Below are 19714 nucleotides of genomic sequence, written 5' to 3'. Positions count from 1 at the left end.
TAGCTCCTACGCGCGTAGATGGCATCTGCACCTTAACTTCCGTTTCGGGACCGGTAGTTGGGCGAGCCCGTCCGCTTCGATACGCAATGGTGATCCCGCGACACCGTACGTGCACCCCCGCTTCTGCCATCGTCTTCCCTATGGCTCAGCAAGCGTTGCCCGAGCGGGAGGCCCGGCTGGGGCGGGCGATGGGCGCGGACGCCTCCGGGGCGGCACCGCACGCGGTGGTGCTGCTGCTGCCGGGCGGCGGCATGGAACACAGCGCACGGCGGCGCTCGGCCGTCGCGGCGGCGGCGGTGCGGCCGCTCGCGCGGCGGCTGGTACGGGGCGCGCTGCAGGGCGAGCCGGAGACGTCGCTGGTGGCGCACGTCGTGCACTACCGCTACCGCGGCTGGAACGGGGAGGCGGCGCATCCCGCGTGCGACGCGGAGTGGGCCGTGGAGGAGGTCGTACGGCGGTACGGGGACGTGCCGGTGTGCCTCGTCGGCGTCGACGTCGGCGCGCGGGCCGCACTGCGCGCGGCGGGGCACCCGATGGTCACGTCGGTGCTGGCGCTCTCGCTCTGGCTCCCGGACCCTCCGGCGGACCGTCCCGCCGCCGAGGAGGAACCGGTACGGCAACTCGTCGGCCGCCAAGTGCTGTTGGTACATGGCACCGACGACGAGCACACCGACCCCGAACTCTCGTACCGCCTCGCGGAGCGCGCGAAGAAGGCGAACGCGGACGTGTGCCGCTTCGAGGTCCACACGGACGGGCACCGGCTCCATCAGCACAACGCGGAGGTCGCTGCGCTGGCGGAGAACTTCGTCCTCGGCACGGTGTGCGGGCGCGACTTCGCGCGCCCGCTGGTCGACGCGATGGCGGCTCCGCCGCCGCTGGGGCTGCGCATGCCGCTGGCGATGGGGTTCGGGACGAGCTTGCGCCGCTGACGGTTGCCGCTGACGCGGCGGGTTCCGGCGACGGGTGTGCGCCTGGGGATGCGTGGTGGGTGCCGGGTGCGTGCCCGTTGCGCTGGCGCGCGGCTTGCGGCGTGTGCGCCTCCGGTGCGTTTCTGGTTCCGGGTGCGTGCCGCTGCGGCGGCGCCTCCGGGAAGGCACGATTTACCTCCCTGTACCGGTACGAGCTGTCGTGCTGCCCTTCATATACCGGTCCGCAAATCGCGCTTGAGTTTCCCGGAGCCACCGCCTCCGCGTCCCACCCCCTCCCGCCGGTTCAGCGGCTCTCCCTCGTGGTTCCCGGACAGGCGGCGGATCGCTGCCGTGCGGACCTTTCGGCACGTGTACGTGTCTTGCGGCTCCAACCATCGGTGTTCAAGGGCCCGTTGGGCCCTTGAGTGGTCCGAGAGCGGCAGCAGGTCCGACGGGAGGACGAGGCAACTGACCAGGCCCACCGGCGGGGAAGCCGCCGGCGGACGGGAGGGGGCGGGACGCGCAGGGAGGCACGTCCGGACACTCAAGCGTGATTTGCGGACCGGTATATGGGAGGCAGCACAACGGTCCGTACCGGTTCAGGGAGGGAAATCATGCCCGTCCGGACTGGCTCCCGGAGCGGCACGCACCCGGAACCAGAAACGCACCCCAGGCGCACACCCGCACCCCCAGGCGCACACATCGGCAAACCCGCCGCGTCAGCGGCGCCCCGCATGGACTGTCGTCGCCGTCAAGTAGAACGCGTCCGGGCGGTTGAGGATGCCCGTAGGGGCGTCGGCGTCGAGGAGGGTGTCCAGGACGCGGGCGTCGTCGGGGTCGAGCCACTCCCCCAGCGTCTCCCGGTTCCGCTCCAGCCGGTCGCGCAGGTGTGCCCGGGCCTCCGGGCCCAGCGGCGCGGGAAGGTCGGTGAGGAACGTGCGGGTGCCGGCGGGTACCAGGCCCGCGCGGGCCAGCATCGCCGGCCAGTCCTCGACCACGGATGTGTGGCCCGGCAGGGCCTCCCTCATCGCGGTGTAGCGCTCCTCGTTCGCCGCCTCCAGGCGGGCGAAGAGTCCGGGCCGGCCGATTCCGATGTCGCGGGGCAGGCAGCGGGGCGAGAGGCCCCGTTCGACGACGGCGAGCAGGCCGCCGGGCCGCACGAGTGCCCCGAGCGCGTCCAGCGCCGCCTGCTGGTCGCCGATGTGGTGGATGACGTTGCTGGTCCAGATGAGGTCCGCGTTGCCCAACGCCCCGATGTCGTCGGGGAGTCGGGCCTCAAAGGTGGTCATGTTCGAGGCGGCGCCCTCGCGTGCCGCGCGGTCGCGGGCGCGTTGCAGGAGGTTGGGTTCTCCGTCGACGGCGACGACTTCGGCCTGCGGGAAGGCCGTCGCCAGCAACGCCGTGAAGACACCCGGGCCGCTGCCGACGTCGAGCAGCCGGCCGGCCGTGTCGGGGCCGCAGCCGCCCTCCAGGAGCAGACCGCGCAGCCAGGCGAGGGCCTCCTCGACGAAGGGGACGCGCAGTTCGGCTTCCCGTTCGAGGTGGTCGGCCATGGCGTCCCAGTCGATGTCGTCGTGGTCGTGGCCGGTGTGTGTGCTCACGTTGTCCTCCTCGTACGTACGGGAATCGTCATCCCGGGAGCAGCCTGCCGCGACGGCTGAGCATAAAGCTCTTGAACGCGGCCACCGGCGGCGTGTCGGGCCGCCCCGCCAGCCAGGCGACGCCGATCTCGCGCACCGCCCGCGGCGCGGTGACGGTCAGTTCGCGCACGCCGGGACGCGGCACGGTCGGCGGGGGCAGCAGCGCGACGCCGAGCCCGGCGGCGACGAGCCCGCGGATGGTCTCCGCCTCCTCGCCCTCGAAGGCGACCCGCGGTGCGAACCCGGCCTCCGCGCACAGGGATTCGAGAATGCGCCGCATGCCGTAGCCGCGTTCCAGCGTGACGAAGTGCTCGTCGGCGGCCTCTGCCAGGCGTACGCGGCGGCGGCCGGCGAGCGGGTGGTCGTCGGGTACGACGAGACGCAGCCGCTGTTCGTCGAGGCGCCGGGCCACGAGGTCGGGTGCGTCGGGCACGGGTGAGGTGAGGCACAGGTCGAGTTCGCCGGCGCGCAGCCTCTCCAGCATCGCCTCGCCGTAGTTCTGCACGAGGGCGAAGCGGACGCGGGGGTGGTCGGCGCGGAAGGCCCGCAGGAGGACGGGGACGGTCTCCCACCCGAGGGTGTGCAGGAAGCCGAAGGCGACCTTGCCCTTACCGGGGTCGGCGTCGGCCCGTACGGACTCGGCGGCCTGCTCGACCGCTGCGAGGGCTCGCTCGGCGGAGGCCAGGAAGGTGCGCCCGGCGGGGGTGAGGGAGACGGTGCGGCCGTGGCGGGCGAAGAGGGCGACGCCGAGGTCCTCCTCCAGGCGGGTGACGGCGCGGCTCAACGTCGACTGAGGGACGCCGAGTTCGTTCGCGGCGCGCGTGACGTGCTCGTGCCGGGCGACGGCGGCGAACTGGGCGAGGCGTGGGGTGAGAGACGCGCCCCAGTCCGGTGTGGCTGAGATGTCTTTCTCGTTGCGTGCCGGTGACATACCTTCCTCAGCTGGAGTGATGCGTGAGAGGAACGGTTTTCGTCGTTCTGTGCATTGGACGCATCAGTGAGGGAATCGTAGCGTCGAAGCATGCCCTCCGCCGATACCGAGGCGTCCGCGGACCCGGACGCCGCCGCCGAAGCAAGTGCCTCCGACTCCGGTTCCGTCCCCGAATCCACCAAGCTGAGCCCCGGCGACCCCGGCCACGGCAGGATGCGTCTCGCGCTGTTCGCCGCGGGCCTGGCGACCTTCGCGCTGCTGTACTCCACGCAGGCGCTGCTTCCGGAGATCTCCCGCGATCTGCACGCCGATCCCGGCCTTGCGAGCTGGACGGTCTCCGGGGCGACGGTCGGTCTGGCCCTGGCCGTGCTGCCGCTGGCGGCCCTCTCCGAGCGCTTCGGGCGGCGCCGCATGCTGACGGTGTCGATGTCGGTCGCCGTCGCGCTCGCGCTCGCGGTGCCGCTGGCGCCGGACATGGGCACGCTGATCGCGCTGCGTACGCTGCAGGGCGCGGCGATCGCGGGCGTACCCGCCTCGGCGATGGCCTATCTCGCGGACGAGGTGCGCGGGAAGTATCTGGTCGGCGCCACGGGGCTGTTCGTCGCGGGGAACAGCGTCGGCGGCATGAGCGGCCGCATCCTCTCCGGCTGGGTCACCGAGGCGTGGGGCTGGCGCGCTGGCCTGGCGGCGGTGGCCGTGGCCTCGCTGCTGTGCGTGGTGGCGTTCCGGCTGCTCGCGCCGCGGGCCCGCCACTTCCGGCCGAGCCCGCTGAACGCGCGGGGTCTGGCCCGTACGGTCTCGGCGCATCTGCACAATCCGCTGCTGGTGCGGCTGTACGCGATCGGGCTGCTGTTCATGGTCGTCTTCGGCGGCGTCTACACGGTGATCGGCTACCGGCTGGTGGCCGAGCCCTTCGGGCTGTCGCAGGGGCTCGTGGGCTCCGTCTTCGTCATCTACCTGGTGGGAGCGGCGACTTCGGCCACGGCGGGCAGGCTCAACGCACGCCTGGGGCGGCGCGGCTTGATCTACACCGGCATCGTCACCGCGTCGGCGGGTCTGCTGCTGAGCCTGGCCGACAGCCTGGTGGCGGTCGTCGCCGGTCTGGTGCTGATCACCGCGGGCTTCTTCGCGGGGCACGCGGTCGCCTCCGGGTCCGTCAGTCACACGGCGAAGGAGGGGCGTGCGCAGGCCTCGGCGCTCTACCAGATGGCGTACTACACGGGCAGTTCGCTCGGTGGCGCCGTGGGGGCGGCGGCGTTCGCGGCGGGCGGCTGGGAGGCCACGGTCGCGCTGACGCTGGGCGCGATGGCCCTCGCGGCGGGTGTGACGTACTACGGAACGCGCAGCGCGGCCGCGGTGCACCGGCGGCGCCTCCGCGAGGCGCGGACCTGACGGAGCCGGACACCGCAGGGCCCGTGGCCGGTCATGCCGGCAGCCGCTCCAGCACGATCGGCGTGACCGCGAACTCCGTGCCCTCCGGTGCGATCTCGTACGCGCCCGCCAGCGCGTCCAGCGCGTCCGCGAACCTCTCCGGGTCGTCCGAGTGCAGGGTCATCAGCGGTCGTCCAGCCGTGACCGGGTCGCCCGGCTTGGCGTGGAGTTCGATGCCCGCGCCCGCCTGTACGGAGTCCTCCTTGCGGGCACGGCCCGCGCCGAGCCGCCAGGCGGCGACGCCGACGGCGTACGCGTCGAGACGGGTGAGGATTCCGGAGGACGGCACCATGACGGGCTGCTTCTCGCGGGCCTCCGGCAGAAGCGCGTCCGGGTCGCCGCCCTGGGCGGTGATCATGCGGCGCCAGTGGTCCATCGCGCTGCCGTCGGCGAGCGCCTTCGCCGGGTCCGCGCCGGGGAGGCCGGCGGCGTCGAGCATCTCGCGGGCGAGCGCGAGGGTGAGTTCCACGACGTCGGCGGGGCCGCCGCCCGCCAGCACCTCGACGGACTCGCGCACTTCGAGAGCGTGGCCGACCGTGGCCCCCAGCGGGGTGTTCATGTCGGTCAGCAGTGCCCGCGTCCGCACGCCGTGGTCGTTGCCCAACTCGACCATGGTGGAAGCCAGTTCACGAGCGTCGTCCACCGACTTCATGAAGGCGCCGGAGCCGGTCTTCACATCGAGGACCAGCGAACCGGTCCCCTCGGCGATCTTCTTGCTCATGATGGAACTGGCGATGAGCGGGATCGACTCGACGGTGCCGGTGACGTCGCGCAGCGCGTAGAGCTTCTTGTCGGCGGGGGCCAGGCCGTCGCCCGCCGCACAGACGACCGCGCCCACCTCGCGCAGGACTCCGAGCATCTCCTCGTTGCTCAGCGACGCGCGCCAGCCCGGGATCGACTCCAGCTTGTCCAGGGTGCCGCCGGTGTGGCCCAGGCCGCGGCCCGAGAGTTGCGGCACCGCCGCGCCGCAGGCGGCGACCAGCGGAGCCAGCGGGAGTGTGATCTTGTCGCCGACGCCGCCCGTCGAGTGCTTGTCGGCGGTGCGGCGGTCCAGGGCTGAGAAGTCCATCCGCTCGCCGGAGCGGATCATCGCGCCGGTCCAGTGGGCGATCTCCTGCCGCGACATCCCGTTGAGCAGGATCGCCATCGCCAGCGCCGACATCTGCTCGTCGGCGACCTCGCCGCACGTGTAGGCGTCGATCACCCAGTCGATCTGTCCGGGGGTGAGTGTGCCGCGGTCGCGCTTCGTACGGATGACGGAGATGACGTCCATGGACATTGAGCGGAAGTCTCCTTCACACAACGGGCCGACGGGACGGCAGGCCCGGGAGAGAGCGGGTGAGCGCGGCGCGCGCTCAGCGTTTCAGGTCGGACGGGCCGAAGGCGTCCGGCAGCAGATCGGCCAGCGTGCGGACGCCGCCCGGCGTCTCCATCAGGAGCTCCGGGCCGCCGTGTTCCCACAGCAGCTGACGGCAGCGCCCGCACGGCATCAGCAGATCGCCGTGCCGGTCGACGCAGGTGAACGCGGTGAGCCGGCCGCCGCCCGACGCGATGAGCGACGAGACCAGGCCGCACTCGGCGCACAGCGCCATGCCGAAGGCGGCGTTCTCCACGTTGCACCCGGAGACGGTGCGGCCGTCGTCGGCCAGTGCCGCCGCGCCGACCGGGAACCCCGAGTAGGGGGCGTAGGCCCGGGTCATCGCCTCCCGGGCCACGGTCCGCAGCGCCGCCCAGTCGACATCCGCGGCGCCGACCGGGGCGGCGGTCATGTGCCTTGCCCCCGGCGGTAGGACTTGCCGATGGCCTTGGGTGGTCGTAGCCGCTGCGCGGCGAGCGAGAGCACCAGCAGGGTGGTGATGTACGGGCTCATCTCGACGAACTCCAGGGGGACGGTGTCCGTCATCAGATACCACATGAGCAGCGCCACGGCCGTCACGCCACTGATGACCGCCTGCACCATGCCGCCCTTGCGCAGCTTCCACAGCGCGAGCCCCGCGAGCAGAACGGCGACGAGCAGCAGCAGGGCGTGCACGGTCGGACCGCCTGCGCGGAGCTGGAGCGCGTCCATGAAGCCGAACAGGCCGGCGCCCATGGCGACTCCGCCCGGACGCCAGTTGCCGAAGATCATGGTGGCGAGGCCGATGTAGCCGCGGCCGCCCGTCTGCTGGTCCTGGTAGATGTGCACGCCGATGGCGAGGAACGCGCCACCCAGGCCGGCGAGCGCGCCGGAGGCGGTGACCGCCGCGTACTTGTACTTCAGGACGTTGACGCCGAGCGTCTCCGCCGCGACGGGGCTCTCACCGCACGAGCGCAGCCGCAGCCCGAAGGGCGAGCGCCACAGCGCGTAGAAGCTGCCCACGAACAGGGCGGCGGCGAGAACGGTCAGCCAGGAGACGTTGCTCACGAGCGCGCCGAGGATGCCCGCGGCGTCGGAGACCAGGAACCAGTGCTGTTTCTCGACGGCCTGCAGCCCGTCGGCCAGCCCGGGCACCGTGAACGTCGGCATGTCCTCCATCGGCGGCGACTGTTTGTCGTTGCCGCCCGCCGCGGCGGCGGCGCTGCCCTCCGCGCCGAACCACAGCTTGGCGAGGAACTGCACGACTCCGAGCGCCAGGATGTTCACCGCGACACCGGAGACGATGTGGTCGACGCCGAAGGTGACGGTCGCGATGGCGTGTATGAGGCCGCCGAGGGCGCCGCCGACGATCCCGGCCAGGGCGGCGGCCCACGGGCCGTACTGCCAGCCGAGCCAGCCGGCGGCGAAGGCGCCGAGCATCATCATGCCTTCGAGGCCGATGTTGATGATGCCCGCGCGCTCCGACCACAGTCCGCCGAGCCCCGCGAGGCCGATGGGGACGGCCGCGGCCAGCGCGCTGGAGTACTGCCCGCTGGAGGTGACCTGGTCCGAGCCGGTGACGATGCGGAGCAGCGAGAGGGCGACGAGCCCTCCGGCGACGATCAGCAGCACGACGGGGTACGAGAGCTTGCGCCGCCCGCCGCCCGGCTTCCGGTCGGTGGCGGTGCCGTTCCCGTTCCCGGGCCGCTTCCCGTTGCCGTTGCCCTTGCCGCCGCCCTTGCCGTTTCCGCCGCCGTTCGCGGCGCCGTCGCCATGAGTGCCGGTGCCGTTCCCGCCGGTCTTGGCAGTGATGTTCGTGCTCACGCGGACACCTCCGCCTTCTTCTCGCTCGTGCGGGCCTGGGCGGCCAGCTGCTCGCCGACCTGACGTTGCTGCCTGCGGAGCCCGTAGCGGCGTACGACCTCGTAGGCGATGACGACGCACAGGACGATGACGCCCTGCATCACGCCGACGATCTCCTGGGCGTACTCCTCGAACTCCAGTTGCGTGCCCGTGCGTTCGAGGAAGCCCCACAGCAGCGCGCCGAGCGCCATGCCGACCGGGTGGTTGCGTCCGAGGAGCGCGATGGCGATGCCGGTGAAGCCGATGCCCGCGGGGAAGTCGGTGCCGTAGTTGTACGACGCGTTGAGCAGGGTCGGCATGCCGACCAGCCCCGCGATGGTGCCGGAGAGCACCATCGAGGTGACCACCATCCGCTTGACGCTCACTCCGCTCGCCGAGGCGGCCGACTCGGAACGGCCGACGGTCCGCAGGTCGAAGCCGAACCGGGTGCGGCCGAGCACGAACCAGTAGGCGACGCCGACGAGTACGGCGACGACGACCGTGCCGTAGATCGGGTCCGGGTCGGTCGGGATGGTGAAGAAGCGGCCGGAGGCCGGGATGTCCGGGGTGTGGAAGAGGTTGCCGTCCTTCTCCGCGAGCCTGCCGTCCTGGAGGAAGAACCCGATGGTGGAGGCGGCGATGAAGTTCAGCATGATCGTGGTGACGACCTCGTGGATGCCACGCGTGATCTTCAGCAGCCCCGCGATGCTGGACCAGATCGCACCGACCGCCATCGCGACGAGGATGACGAGCGGGATCTGGATGATGCCCGGCAGCGTCAGCGATCCGCCGACGACGGCCGCGAAGAAGGCCGCGATGCGGTATTGGCCGTCGACCCCGATGTTGAAGAGGTTCATGCGGAAGCCGATGGCGACCGCGACCGCCGCGAGATAGTACGGGATCGCCTTGTTGATGATCCAGACCTGGCTGTCGCTCTTGGAGCCGAAGTCGATCATCACGTAGAAGGCGTAGAACGGGTCCTTGCCGGTCGTGAGGATGACCCCGGAGGTGATCACGAGCGCGGCGACGATCGCGAGCAGCGGAGCGCCGAGCGCCAGGATCAGCCTGTCCTTGTCGAACTTCTTCACCGCTCCTCACCCCCGTCCCGCTGTCCCGGCACGGAGTCCTGAACGGAGTCGCGCACGGAGTCCTGAACGTCCCTGTCGTCCTCGCCGGCTTCGAGGTGGCCGCTGGCGGCGCCCGTCATGGCGGAGCCCAACTCCTCCGGGGTGATCGTGGCGGGGTCGGCGTCCGCGACGAGGCGGCCGCGATACATCACGCGCAGGGTGTCGGAGAGCCCGATCAGCTCGTCCAGGTCGGCGGAGATCAGCAGCACGGCCAGGCCCTCGCGGCGTGCCTCACGTATCTGGTCCCAGATCTGGGCCTGCGCGCCGACGTCCACACCTCGCGTGGGATGTGCGGCGATCAGCAGCTTGGGGCCGTGGCTCATCTCGCGTCCGACGATCAGCTTCTGCTGGTTGCCGCCGGAGAGCGAGGCCGCGGTGACCTCGATGCCGGGCGTACGGACGTCGTATTCGGCGACGATGCGCGCGGTGTCCGTCCGCGCCCCTGAGAGGTCGAGCAACTGGCCCTTGCTGTTGGGCACTTCGGTGACGTGCCCGAGCATGCGGTTCTCCCAGAGGGTGCCCTCCAGCAGAAGTCCGTGCCGGTGCCGGTCCTCGGGGATGTAGCCGATGCCGCCTTCGCGGCGCTCGCGTGTGGAGCGCGACGTGACGTCCTCGCCGTCGAGGGTGACGGTGCCGGCGTCGAGCTCGCGCATGCCCATGACGGCCTCGACGAGTTCGGCCTGGCCGTTGCCCTCCACGCCCGCGACGCCGAGGACTTCGCCCTTGTGGATGGTGAACCGGATGCCGTCCAGGACCTCGCGCTCGGCGCCGTCGGCGTCGGTCGCGCACAGCCGCAGCCCCGCGACGGTCAGCATCGGCGTGGTCGTCACCGTCGACTCGCGGGTCTCGGGCGAAGGCAGTTCGCTGCCGACCATCAGCTCCGCGAGCTGCTTCGGCGTCGTCTCCCCGGGCTTCACCGAGGCGACGGTCGTACCGCGCCGTATGACGGTGATGTCGTCGGCCACGGAGAGGACCTCGCCCAGCTTGTGCGAGATGAACAGCACCGTGAGGCCCTCGGCCTTCAGCTCCCGGAGGTTCTCGAAGAGCGCGTCGACTTCCTGCGGCACGAGCACCGCCGTGGGCTCGTCGAGGATCAGCGTCCGCGCGCCGCGGTAGAGGACCTTGAGGATCTCCACGCGCTGCCGGTCGGCGACGCCGAGATCCTCCACGAGCACATCGGGGCGTATGCCCAGCCGGTACGCGTCCGACAGCTCCTTGACCTTCTTACGCGCCTGTGCGCCGATGCCGTGCAGGCCTTCGGCGCCGAGCACGGTGTTCTCGAGGACCGTGAGGTTGTCGGCGAGCATGAAGTGCTGGTGCACCATGCCGATTCCGCGCGCGATGGCGTCGCCGGGCGTGGCGAAGGAGACCTGTTCGCCGTCGACGGTGATGGTGCCCTCGTCCGGCTTCTGCATGCCGTAGAGGATCTTCATCAGGGTCGACTTGCCCGCGCCGTTCTCACCGACGAGGGCGTGCACGGTGCCGCGGCGGACGGCGAAGTCGATGTCGTGGTTGGCCACGACCCCCGGGAACCGCTTGGTGATGCCGTGCAGTTCGACGGCCGGCCGGGAGGCCGCGCCGCCTTCGGGGCCCGCCGCGTCGGCGGCCGCCGGTGGGCTGCTGCTGGACGTTGAGATGACGCACTCTCCTGAAACGCTGCTGTTCAGTGGAGGGTTCGGCCTGTACCGGCGGGGGCTGGGACGGTCACGGGCGTATCCACAGACGGCTCACGCCTGTGGATACGCCCGGTCCCGGACTCCGTGCCGCCTCCCGCTCGTGGACGGAAGCCGCCGCCGGTCCGCCGTCACGTGCGGCGGACCGGCAGCGGGATCACGGGGTGTCCTTGACCTTGATCTTGCCGTCGACGATCTCCTTCTTGGCCTTGTCGATGTCGCTCTGGATGTCGTCGATGAAGCCGCCGGAGGTGGCCAGCGAGACGCCGTCCTCCTTCAGGTCGAAGGACGTGGTGCCCTTCATCGGCTTCTTGTCCTCGACGCTCTTGACCAGGTCGAAGACGGCGACGTCGACGTTCTTGACGGCCGAGGTGAGAATCGCGTCCTTGTACTTGGCCAGACCGGGCTGGTTGTACTGGTCGGAGTCGACTCCGATGGCCCAGGCGCCCTTCTGCTTGCTGACCTCTTCGATCGAGCCGACACCGGACTGGCCCGCCGCGGAGTAGATCACGTCGTTGCCGGCGTCGAGCATGCCCTTGGCCTTGTCCTTGGCGGCCGCCGGGTCGTTGAAGCCCTTGGTGTTGGTCGGGTACAGGTACTGCGAAGTGACCTTGACCTTCGGGTCGGTCTCCTTCACGCCCTGCTCGAAGCCCGCCTGGAACTTCTGGATCAGCGCGTTGTTGACGCCGCCGATGAAGCCGACCTCCTTGGTCTTGGTCTTCTTCGCGGCGGCGACACCGGCGAGGTAGGACGCCTCGTGCTCCGCGAAGACCAGGCCGGCGACGTTCTTCCCCTCGGACGGGGAGTCCACGACGCCGAAGGTGGTGTCCGGGAACTTCTTGGCGATCTTGTTGACGGACTTGCCGTAGTCGAAGCCCACACCTATGACCGGGTTGTACCCGGCCTTGGCGAGCGAGGTTATCCGCTGCTCGCGGTCGGCCTCGGTCTCGTCGTTGCTGGCCGTCATCTCCTTGAAGTCGACGCCCAGTTCCTTCTTCGCCTTGTCGACGCCACGGGCCGCCGCCTGGTTGAAGGAGTGGTCGTCGCGGCCGCCGACGTCGAAGGCCAGGCCGACTCCCTTGTCCTTCTTGCCGGCGGACTCTGTGGAACTCTCACCGCACGCGGTGGCGGTCAGGGCGAGGGCCGCGGTGGTGGTGACCGCGGCTGCAAGCTTGGTTACCCGACGCAAGAGGACGTCCCCTTCGGCTCTTGGAAGCGCCTCTTCCGGCGCTGGCTTCCGGCACAGATTAACGCGCGTAGATTTCACGTAAAGAGGTGCTGGAATGCTGTTATCGGATCGGTGCGAAGGGGGCTGCGCCCCAGGCCACAACGGTGCCGCGGCCCCCGACGCTGCGCGCGGGGGCGCGGCGGGCCCGGGCGGCTCCGGTTCGCGGGCCGGGCGGGTTCGCCCTGCGGGCGGTTCCGGGTGTGGTGCGGCACGGTACGCCTTCGGCGACCGAGGGGGTGCGTGCGGGTGTGCGCCTGGGGGTGCATGGTGGGTGGCGGGGGCGTGCCGCTCCGGGAGCCAGTCCGGACGGGCATGATTTCCCTCCCTGAACCGGTACGGGCCTTCGTGCTGCCCCTCATATACCGGTCCGCAAATCACGCTTGAGTGTCCGGACGTGCCTCCCTGCGCGTCCCGCCCCCTCCCGTCCGCCGGCGGCTTCCCCGCCGGTGGGCCTGGTCAGTTGCCTCGTCCTCCCGTCGGACCTGCTGCCGCTCTCGGACCACTCAAGGGCCCAACGGGCCCCTGAACACCGATGGTTGGAGCCGCAAGGCACGTACACGTGCCGAAAGGTCCGCACGGCAGGAACCCGCAACCTGTCCGGGAACCACCAGGGGAAAGCCGCTAGGACGACCGGAGGGGGTGGGACGCGGAGGCGGTGGCTCCGGGAAAATCAAGCGCGATTTGCGGACCGCCATATGGGAGCCAGAACAGGTCCCCGTACCGGTACAGGGAGGTAAATCGTGCCTTCCCGGAGCCGCCGCCGCAGCGGCACGCACCCGGAACCCCGAACACACCGCACGCGAACACGCCCGTCGCCGGAACCCGCCCGCTACGCGGGCGCCGGCGGGTCCAGGAGGGCTGCCGCCGTGAAGAGTTCGACCCCCACCGTGATCGCCGACTCGTCCACGTCGAAGTCGCCCTGGTGGAGGTCCCGCGGGTGGCGGTCCTCCGGAGCCCGTACGCCGAGGCGGGCCATCGCCCCCGGGACGTGCTCCAGGTACCAGGAGAAGTCCTCGCCGCCCAGGCTCTGTTCGGTGTCCTCGACGGTGGGCGTCCCGCGCCGGGCCGTCATCGCCGTACGCAACAGCTCTGTCGTGCCGGTCTCGTTGACGACGGGCGGCACGCCCCGCACGTACGTGATCTCCGACTTGGCGCGGTGCAGCGTGGCCGTCTCGTCGATGGCCGCGTGCACCAGATCGGGCGCGTCACGCCACGCCGCGATGTCCAGGCAGCGCAGTGTGCCGGAGAGTTCGGCCCGCTGCGGCACGACGTTGCAGGCGTGGCCGGATTCGATGCGGCCCCAGGTGAGGGCCATGCCGGCGCGCGCGTCGACACGGCGGGAGAGCAGGGCCGGGACCTCGGTGACGAGCTTCGCCGCGGCCGTGACCAGGTCCGTGGTCAGATGCGGGCGTGCGGTGTGGCCACCGGGGCCCGTGAGGGCCACCTCGACCCGGTCGCAGGCGGAGGTGATGGGGCCGGGGCGCAGGCCGATGCGGCCGGCGTCGACCCGCGGGTCGCAGTGGACGGCCATGATCCGGCCCACACCGTCGAGCGCGCCGCCGTCGATGGCGTCGGTGGCACCGCCGGGCAGGACCTCCTCGGCGGGCTGGAAGAGGAGCCGTACCGAGCGCGTGAGGTGACCCGCGCGGGCGAGGTCCGCGAGGACGAGCCCGGCTCCGAGCACGACAGTGGTGTGCACGTCGTGGCCGCAGGCGTGCGCACGGTCGGGGACGGTCGAGCGGTACGGGACGGACTTGGTGTCCGGAATCGGCAGGGCGTCGATGTCCGCGCGGAGCGCCAGCATCGGTCGGACGCCGTCCCACCGCTCGGCGAGGCCGGGGTGGATGTCGCAGATGAGGCCTGTTCCCATCGGCAGGGTTCTGGGCCGCAGACCGGCCTGCTCCAGGCGCGCCTTGATCGCGGCTGTCGTACGGAACTCCTGGTTGCCCAGTTCCGGATGCATGTGGAGGTCGCGACGGAAGGCGACGAGTTCCTCGCGAAGCGCGTCGGGAAGTCTGCCGGGCAGCTCGGGGACCACGCCCAGCAGGGCTGCTTCGACTGCTGCTTCGCCGGTCGGGTCCACCTCCGGCTCGGGGGACAGGACTCTGTTCATATCCGCAGGGTAGGCGTATTCAGGCCACCCCATGCAGCCGATCACGGAAAGTTCAGCCCCTCAGGGGACCAAAAATTTTCAGGGCCGGCGATTATGTCCGGATGGAGGTGGGTATACCTACGCGCTTGCCCGGTCGGCCTCCGTCGGCACGGACGTCCGTGACGATTGCTGGGGAGCGGACGCCCCCTGCGGCGTGGCCGGACCCGTTCCGGCTCCGCTCACGGGCGGTGCCGCCCCGGGAGCCTCCGCGCCCCCGAGCTTCCGTACCCGGTGCGCGCTGTCCGTGACGCCCGAGAGGAAGCCCTCCGCGCGGGGCGAGGCATCAGCCGTGAACCACGTCCGGTCCACCTCGCAGACGGCCACCGAGACCGGCGTACCGGTCAGCGCGAGTGGCAGCGTGTGCACGACGGTGGACGGGAAGCTCACGATCGTACGGCCGATCGGCCCGCGGCGGGCGACCAGCTCCAGCGGCAGGTCGGGACGGACGATCTCCAGACCTGTGGCGGACTTCACGCGGTGAAGTTTCTCGCTGCTCTCGCGGCGGTGCGCGAAGTAGCGGGTGGCGCCGTGCGTACGGGCCAGGGCCGCCACGCCCTCCAGATAGCGCTCCAGGTCCACGACACCCGTCTCGACGAGAGAGGTCCCGACCAGGTCGGTGCCGCGGGTCAGCCGTGGGGGCCCGAAGCGTGCGCGGGTCCAGGAGAAGTCGTTGGCGGAGACGGTGACACCGAGGTCGCGCAGCTGACCGTCGGAGGCGTCGACGGGCATCGAGCTGAAGACCTCGACACGGCGGACGCTGTCCCTGTCACGCTCGCCGCGTGCCGTCCCGTCCCCAAGCCTTCGGCGGGGAGACCCCGAGCCTTCGGCGGGAAGGCCCCCTGGAGTGAGGCGCGAGCGAGCCCGCCGCGCGAAGGGCGCGAAGAGGACGGCCTGGGCCGCCGCCTGCAGCCCGGCCGGTGCCGAGCCCTTGCGGTGCCAGCGCACCAGCCGTTCCCCGCCCGCGAGTTGGGAGACGAACTCCATCGTGGCGGTGCCGTCGTCCACCACGACGACGTCGCGGGCGGAGGTGAGCGTGAGGAGCAGCTGCACGTACCGCGAGAAGGGATCGCCGATGACGACCCGGCTCGCATGACGCAGATCGCGCGCGAGGGAACCGACGGTCTTGAGCGGCGCCGTGGGACCGCCGCGCGCGTCCTCCCAGCGCACGGCGACGCCCTCGTCCCGTGCGAGCTCCGCGACCCTGCGCAGCTGGCCGCGCGTCATGGGGTCGTGGGGTGAGAGGACGACCACGGTGAGGCCGCCCGCTGCGTCCTGCGGGGGTGTCCCCGGGGACGGGACCTCCGCCGCGCCGGCCGCACCGGGGCCGGGCACGGCGGAGATCAGCGCCGCGGAGTGCGCCCACTCCAGGACGTTGAGGAGCTGTACGGGGCTCTCGACGAAGGCCAGCGTGCCGCCCGTCCTTCTTCCCCGGGCACGGGCTCCGTCCCGTCCGCTTCGGCTCACCGCTCGGCTCCGTCGTTCCGTCAGACTGCTGCCGGCTCGCGGTCGGCCCCGTCGGCTCCGGCCTCCTCGGCTTCGGCGACGACGCCCTTGACGCGGCGGAGCTTCTCCATCGGCTTCAGCTCGCTCTCGTAGACCTTCTTCACGCCGTCGCCCAGCGAGTCCTCGATCGTGCGGATGTCGCGGACCAGCCGCTGGAGGCCGCCCGGCTCGACGGACGCGGCCTGGTCGGAGCCCCACATGGCGCGGTCGAGCGTGATGTGACGCTCCACGAAGCAGGCGCCGAGGGCGACGGCCGCGAGGCTGGTCTGCAGGCCGGTCTCGTGGCCGCTGTAGCCGATGGGCACGTTCGGGAACTCACGCTCCAGGGTGTGGATCATCCGCAGGTTCAGCTCGCCCGCCTGCGCCGGGTACGTCGAAGTGGCGTGGCAGAGCACGATGTTGGCGCTGCCGAGCACCTCCACCGCGTGCCGGATCTGCTTGGGGGTGGACATGCCCGTGGAGAGGATCACCGTGCGGCCGGTCGCGCGCATGGCGCGCAGCAGCTCGTCGTCGGTGAGCGATGCGGAGGCCACCTTGTAGGCGGGCACGCCGAACTTCTCCAGGAAGGCGACGGATTCCACGTCCCACGGGGAGGCGAACCAGTCGATGCCGCGCTTGGCGCAGTGCTCGTCGATGGCGCGGTAGCCGTCCTCGTCGAACTCGACGCGGTGCCGGTAGTCGATGTAGGTCATGCGGCCCCAGGGGGTGTCGCGCTCGACGTCCCACTGGTCGCGCGGGGTGCACACCTCGGGGGTGCGCTTCTGGAACTTCACGGCGTCGCAGCCGGCTTCGGCGGCGGCGTCGATGAGCGCGAAGGCGTTCTCGAGCTCGCCGTTGTGGTTGATGCCGATCTCGCCCGTGACGTAGACGGGGTGTCCGGGGCCGACGGTCTTCTCACCGAGGGTGCGCAGACGGTTGGTGCTCATGAGGATGTTTCTCCTACAACTCTTCGCTTGCTGAGGTCGGTTACAGGGACGGCCCGAGAAGCCAGGAGGCGATCTCGCGGATCGCGCCCTCGCCTCCGGGCGCCTGGGTGATGGCGCGCGCGGCCTCGCGTACGACCTCGTGCGCGCCCGCGACTGCCACTGGCCAGCCGACGAGGTTGAAGCAGGGCAGGTCGTTGACGTCGTTTCCGGCGTAGAGCACGCGCTCGGGCTCGATGCCCTTCTCCTCGCACCACTGCTTGAGTGCGAGGTCCTTGCGGTCGATGCCGTGAAGTACGGGGATCCGCAGCTTGCGGGCCCGGGCGGCGACGACCGGGTTCTCCTCCGTGGAGAGGATCAGCAGCTCCAGCCCGTCGCGGCGGAGCGCGGCGATGCCGAGGCCGTCGCCGCGGTGCACGGCGACCAGTTCCCGTCCTTCGGAGTCGATCAGCACCCTGTCGTCGGTCTGGGTGCCGTCGAAGTCGAGCACGACCGCGTCGACGTCCTCGCGTCCGGGCAGCGCGCGGGGACGCGGCGCGTCCAGCAGCGGCGCGAGCGCGCGGGCGCGGGCGAGGTCGTGCGGGTCGTCGATCTCCAGGACGCGGGCCGGGTCCGTACGGACGGGCTCGGTGCGTCCGAAGAAGCGGTGTCCGGCCTTGCGGAAGCCGGCCGCGTCCATGGCGTACGCGGCGCCGGTCTCCAGCAGGTCCTGCGGGCGGTCCTGGCGGCGCGGCCGGAAGGCCTTGTCGTGGTTGACGCCGAAGCCGCCGGTGGCTTCGGCGGCGCTCCGGCCCGCAGCAGCGTCCGTGCCGGCGGCGTCCGTGGCTGCGGCGTCCGTCCCTGCGGAGCCGTCGCGCCAGACGAAGCCGTGGAAGGGGGCCACCGTCAGGGCGCTGTCCGCGCCGCCTTCGACGACCGCGCCCGCCACCGCGTCGATGTCCTCGCAGGTGATGAACGGGCTCGTGCACTGGACCAGCAGCACCGCGTCTACGGGGGCTCCCGACCGCGTTTCGCAGACGTCCACGGCGTGCAGTACGGCTGCCTCGCTGGTCGCGGTGTCGCCGGCTATCTCACCCGGCCGCTCCACGACCTGGGCCCCCGCCGTGCGTGCTGCCGCCGCGATGCCGGAGTCGTCCGTCGATACGGCCACGTCCGTCACCAGCCCGGCGCCGAGACAGGCCCGTACGGCCCTGGCGACGAGGGGCTCGCCGCCCACGGTGGCGAGGTTCTTGGCGGGCACGCCCTTCGAGCCGCCGCGGGCGGGGATCACGGCGAGCACCCGGCGGGCGCCCGCACCGGAGGACCCGCCCCTCGTTCCTGTCGCTGTCCTCGTCCCGGACATCTCGGTCATGTCAACTCCTCAGCGGTGTACGGGGGATACGGCTCGGGCGGGCACGGAGCGGCGGGACGCTCCCCGCCGTGGCCCGTCACAGCTCCCCCATGCGGCGGATCACGGGCGCCACGCGCTGTACGCCGTGCCGGTACGCCCCGCGTGCCGCGTCCCGCACCGCGCCGCGTACGGCCGCGCGCACCCCGGTGGAGGCGCCGGCGGCGGCCGCCTTCGCGGCACCGGGCAGCACGGCGCCGTCGGGGCCGAAGCCGTAGCGGGCGAGGACGCCGGGCAGATATCCGGGGGCGGTCGTGGGCGTGTAGTACGGCGCGATCGCGGGGAGCCGGTCGCGCGCCGCGAGCCGGGCGACCCGCTCGCGTGCCTCGTCGAATGCGCGCTCGTACGGACCGCCGGACAGCACTCCCTGCCGCGCCGTCCAGGCGGCGTCGGCCGACGGCAGGTGCCCGGCGTCGAGTTCGTCCCAGGAGGCGAGGCAGCCGGAACCGAGGAAGTGGTGGTTGCCCAGCGCTTCCCGTACGCCCAGATCGGTCAGCACGGCGGTGGGGATCGAGCGGTGCAGCGACTCCAGCGCGGCGGTCGAGCTGACGGTCACGAGCAGGTCGGTGCGGTCAAGCACCTCGCTCATGTGCCCGTACACGAGGCGGCAGTTGGGCGGCAGACCGCCGGGCAGCCGGTCCGCGAGGCGCTGGTAGGGCTGCTCCTCGATGTGCGTGGTGTGCTCGCCGGGACGGCTGCGGAGCTTGACCAGCACCTCGCGCCCGGGGTGGCTGCGCGCGTGACCGGCGGCCCGGCGCAGCAGGTACGCGCGGTCCTCGCGGCCCGCGGGCACGGAGGGCTGCGCCGCGAAGACGACGGTGAACGGCCGGTCGTCGCGGCGGCCTTCATACGGTGCGCCGCCGAGGAAGGGCAGCGCGCCCTCCGTGACGGACGAGGCGTCGGCGCCCGCGCCCTCGTAGACGCCGCGGAAACGCTCCGCGTCGTAGCGGGAGTTGGCGAGGACGACGTCGGCACCGTGGCGCAGCAGCAGGCCGTCGGCGAGCTTCTCGTAGACGACGCCGACATAGCCGGTGACCGTCACCGGACGGCGGTGACCCTCCTCGCGCGCCTCCACGCCTGCGGGCTCCGGCTGCGAAGACGACTGCGGCTGCGCTGTGCGCGCCGCGTTCGCCATGCCGTGCAGCATCGCCTGCACCGCTCCGCCCACGCAGGCGAGGACGACCACGTCGTAGGCGCCCCGGTCCGCGGCCTCCCCCACGAAGGCCGCTCCGCTCGTCTCCCGCAGCGAGTCCACGTCGACGCCGACCTCGGCGAGCTGCCGGGGCGTCGGGGTGGCGCGCCCGCGCAGCAGCAGTCCGTCGATGCGGGAGCCCGGCGCGATGCGGCGTGCGGTGAGGGCTCCCCATTTCCAGCGCGTGTCGGAATCGGCGAGCACCGCCGTACGGAGCGGGGATGCGGAATCCGCAGAATGCTCACCGGATGCGGAAGGGATGGTTGATGGCACGTCTATGACGCTAGAAAGCAATTCCGGAGCCCGGCCCAACGGAAATACAACAACGGGTTAACAGCGCACCGCCGACCGGCCAACTGGCCCGCGGGCAAACTGATTCACCATCCCGCCACGCGCCGTTCACCGGTGATTGCCGCGCAGGCCACAATCTCGGCCGCGGGC

The 19714-nt window shown here is 71.6% G+C and carries 15 protein-coding genes; 2 read left to right on the top strand and 13 right to left on the bottom strand.

The genetic code is table 11. From position 1 onward, the window contains the following. Positions 1-140 precede the first annotated feature (140 nt). The gene (locus AN215_RS22580) at positions 141-929 is read left to right on the top strand and encodes an alpha/beta hydrolase (protein ID WP_070011462.1); all 789 of its coding nucleotides are present in this window, start codon (positions 141-143) and stop codon (positions 927-929) included. Between the two features lie 698 nt (positions 930-1627). On the opposite strand, the gene AN215_RS22575 is transcribed toward AN215_RS22580, so the two are convergent. Next, positions 1628-2509: a class I SAM-dependent methyltransferase gene (locus AN215_RS22575; protein WP_070011463.1), complete on the bottom strand. Its 882-nt coding sequence runs from the start codon at positions 2507-2509 to the stop codon at positions 1628-1630. A 28-nt stretch (positions 2510-2537) separates the two neighbouring features. Continuing rightward, entirely contained in the window at positions 2538-3479 is a 942-nt protein-coding gene (locus AN215_RS22570) for a LysR family transcriptional regulator (protein WP_070011464.1), read from the bottom strand. Positions 3480-3569: 90 nt separating this feature from the next. Here AN215_RS22570 and AN215_RS22565 point away from each other — a divergent pair, with 90 nt between their 5' ends. Next, positions 3570-4871 (top strand): MFS transporter, encoded by a 1302-nt coding sequence (locus tag AN215_RS22565; RefSeq protein ID WP_070011465.1) that lies wholly within the window; start codon positions 3570-3572, stop codon positions 4869-4871. 31 nt (positions 4872-4902) lie between these two features. Here AN215_RS22565 and AN215_RS22560 read toward each other — a convergent pair whose 3' ends face one another. From AN215_RS22560 to AN215_RS22510, 11 genes are all read right to left on the bottom strand, one after another. Beyond that, positions 4903-6183, bottom strand: a complete 1281-nt coding sequence (locus AN215_RS22560; RefSeq protein WP_070011562.1) for a thymidine phosphorylase — start codon at positions 6181-6183, stop codon at positions 4903-4905. An 82-nt stretch (positions 6184-6265) separates the two neighbouring features. Then, a complete protein-coding gene (locus tag AN215_RS22555; protein WP_070011466.1) occupies positions 6266-6679 on the bottom strand; it encodes a cytidine deaminase in 414 nt (137 codons plus the stop codon). Further along, complete coding sequence (locus tag AN215_RS22550) at positions 6676-8070, bottom strand: ABC transporter permease (protein WP_245694650.1); 1395 nt, start codon at positions 8068-8070, stop codon at positions 6676-6678. The genes AN215_RS22555 and AN215_RS22550 overlap by 4 nt, the downstream gene beginning before the upstream one ends. Beyond that, entirely contained in the window at positions 8067-9176 is a 1110-nt protein-coding gene (locus AN215_RS22545; protein WP_070011467.1) for an ABC transporter permease, read from the bottom strand. Before AN215_RS22545 ends, AN215_RS22550 begins: the two co-directional genes overlap by 4 nt. Further along, positions 9173-10882 carry an ABC transporter ATP-binding protein gene (locus AN215_RS22540; protein ID WP_070011468.1) on the bottom strand — a complete coding sequence of 570 codons (1710 nt, stop codon included), beginning with the start codon at positions 10880-10882 and terminating at the stop codon, positions 9173-9175. The genes AN215_RS22545 and AN215_RS22540 overlap by 4 nt, the downstream gene beginning before the upstream one ends. 163 nt (positions 10883-11045) lie before the next feature. Continuing rightward, positions 11046-12077 (bottom strand): BMP family lipoprotein, encoded by a 1032-nt coding sequence (locus AN215_RS22535; RefSeq protein WP_070011469.1) that lies wholly within the window; start codon positions 12075-12077, stop codon positions 11046-11048. 868 nt (positions 12078-12945) lie between these two features. After that, positions 12946-14229, bottom strand: coding sequence for an amidohydrolase (locus AN215_RS22530; RefSeq protein WP_070011470.1), 1284 nt, complete (start codon positions 14227-14229; stop codon positions 12946-12948). A 117-nt stretch (positions 14230-14346) separates the two neighbouring features. Continuing rightward, the gene (locus AN215_RS22525; protein ID WP_070011471.1) at positions 14347-15732 is read right to left on the bottom strand and encodes a hypothetical protein; all 1386 of its coding nucleotides are present in this window, start codon (positions 15730-15732) and stop codon (positions 14347-14349) included. Between the two features lie 20 nt (positions 15733-15752). Next, the gene (locus AN215_RS22520) at positions 15753-16697 is read right to left on the bottom strand and encodes an N-acetylneuraminate synthase family protein (protein ID WP_070011472.1); all 945 of its coding nucleotides are present in this window, start codon (positions 16695-16697) and stop codon (positions 15753-15755) included. Positions 16698-16737: 40 nt separating this feature from the next. Further along, entirely contained in the window at positions 16738-18036 is a 1299-nt protein-coding gene (locus tag AN215_RS22515) for an acylneuraminate cytidylyltransferase (RefSeq protein WP_070011563.1), read from the bottom strand. 85 nt (positions 18037-18121) lie between these two features. After that, entirely contained in the window at positions 18122-19477 is a 1356-nt protein-coding gene (locus AN215_RS22510) for a DUF6716 putative glycosyltransferase (RefSeq protein WP_070011473.1), read from the bottom strand. Between the last annotated feature and the right edge of the window lie 237 nt (positions 19478-19714).

The organism is Streptomyces abyssalis, from assembly GCF_001751365.1.
Taxonomy (GTDB): domain Bacteria; phylum Actinomycetota; class Actinomycetes; order Streptomycetales; family Streptomycetaceae; genus Streptomyces; species Streptomyces abyssalis.
The sequence above is the reverse complement of the archived record's forward strand: the minus strand, read 5'-3'. Positions and strand labels throughout refer to the sequence as shown.

Excerpts from the sequence above, each read along its gene's own strand:
- AN215_RS22580 (WP_070011462.1), top strand. The coding sequence starts at position 141 with ATGGCTCAGCAAGCGTTGCCCGAGCGGGAGGCCCGGCTGGGGCGGGCG.
- AN215_RS22570 (WP_070011464.1), bottom strand. The coding sequence starts at position 3,479 with ATGTCACCGGCACGCAACGAGAAAGACATCTCAGCCACACCGGACTGG.
- AN215_RS22565 (WP_070011465.1), top strand. The coding sequence starts at position 3,570 with ATGCCCTCCGCCGATACCGAGGCGTCCGCGGACCCGGACGCCGCCGCC.
- AN215_RS22560 (WP_070011562.1), bottom strand. The coding sequence starts at position 6,183 with ATGGACGTCATCTCCGTCATCCGTACGAAGCGCGACCGCGGCACACTC.
- AN215_RS22555 (WP_070011466.1), bottom strand. The coding sequence starts at position 6,679 with ATGACCGCCGCCCCGGTCGGCGCCGCGGATGTCGACTGGGCGGCGCTG.
- AN215_RS22530 (WP_070011470.1), bottom strand. The coding sequence starts at position 14,229 with ATGAACAGAGTCCTGTCCCCCGAGCCGGAGGTGGACCCGACCGGCGAA.
- AN215_RS22520 (WP_070011472.1), bottom strand. The coding sequence starts at position 16,697 with ATGAGCACCAACCGTCTGCGCACCCTCGGTGAGAAGACCGTCGGCCCC.
- AN215_RS22515 (WP_070011563.1), bottom strand. The coding sequence starts at position 18,036 with ATGTCCGGGACGAGGACAGCGACAGGAACGAGGGGCGGGTCCTCCGGT.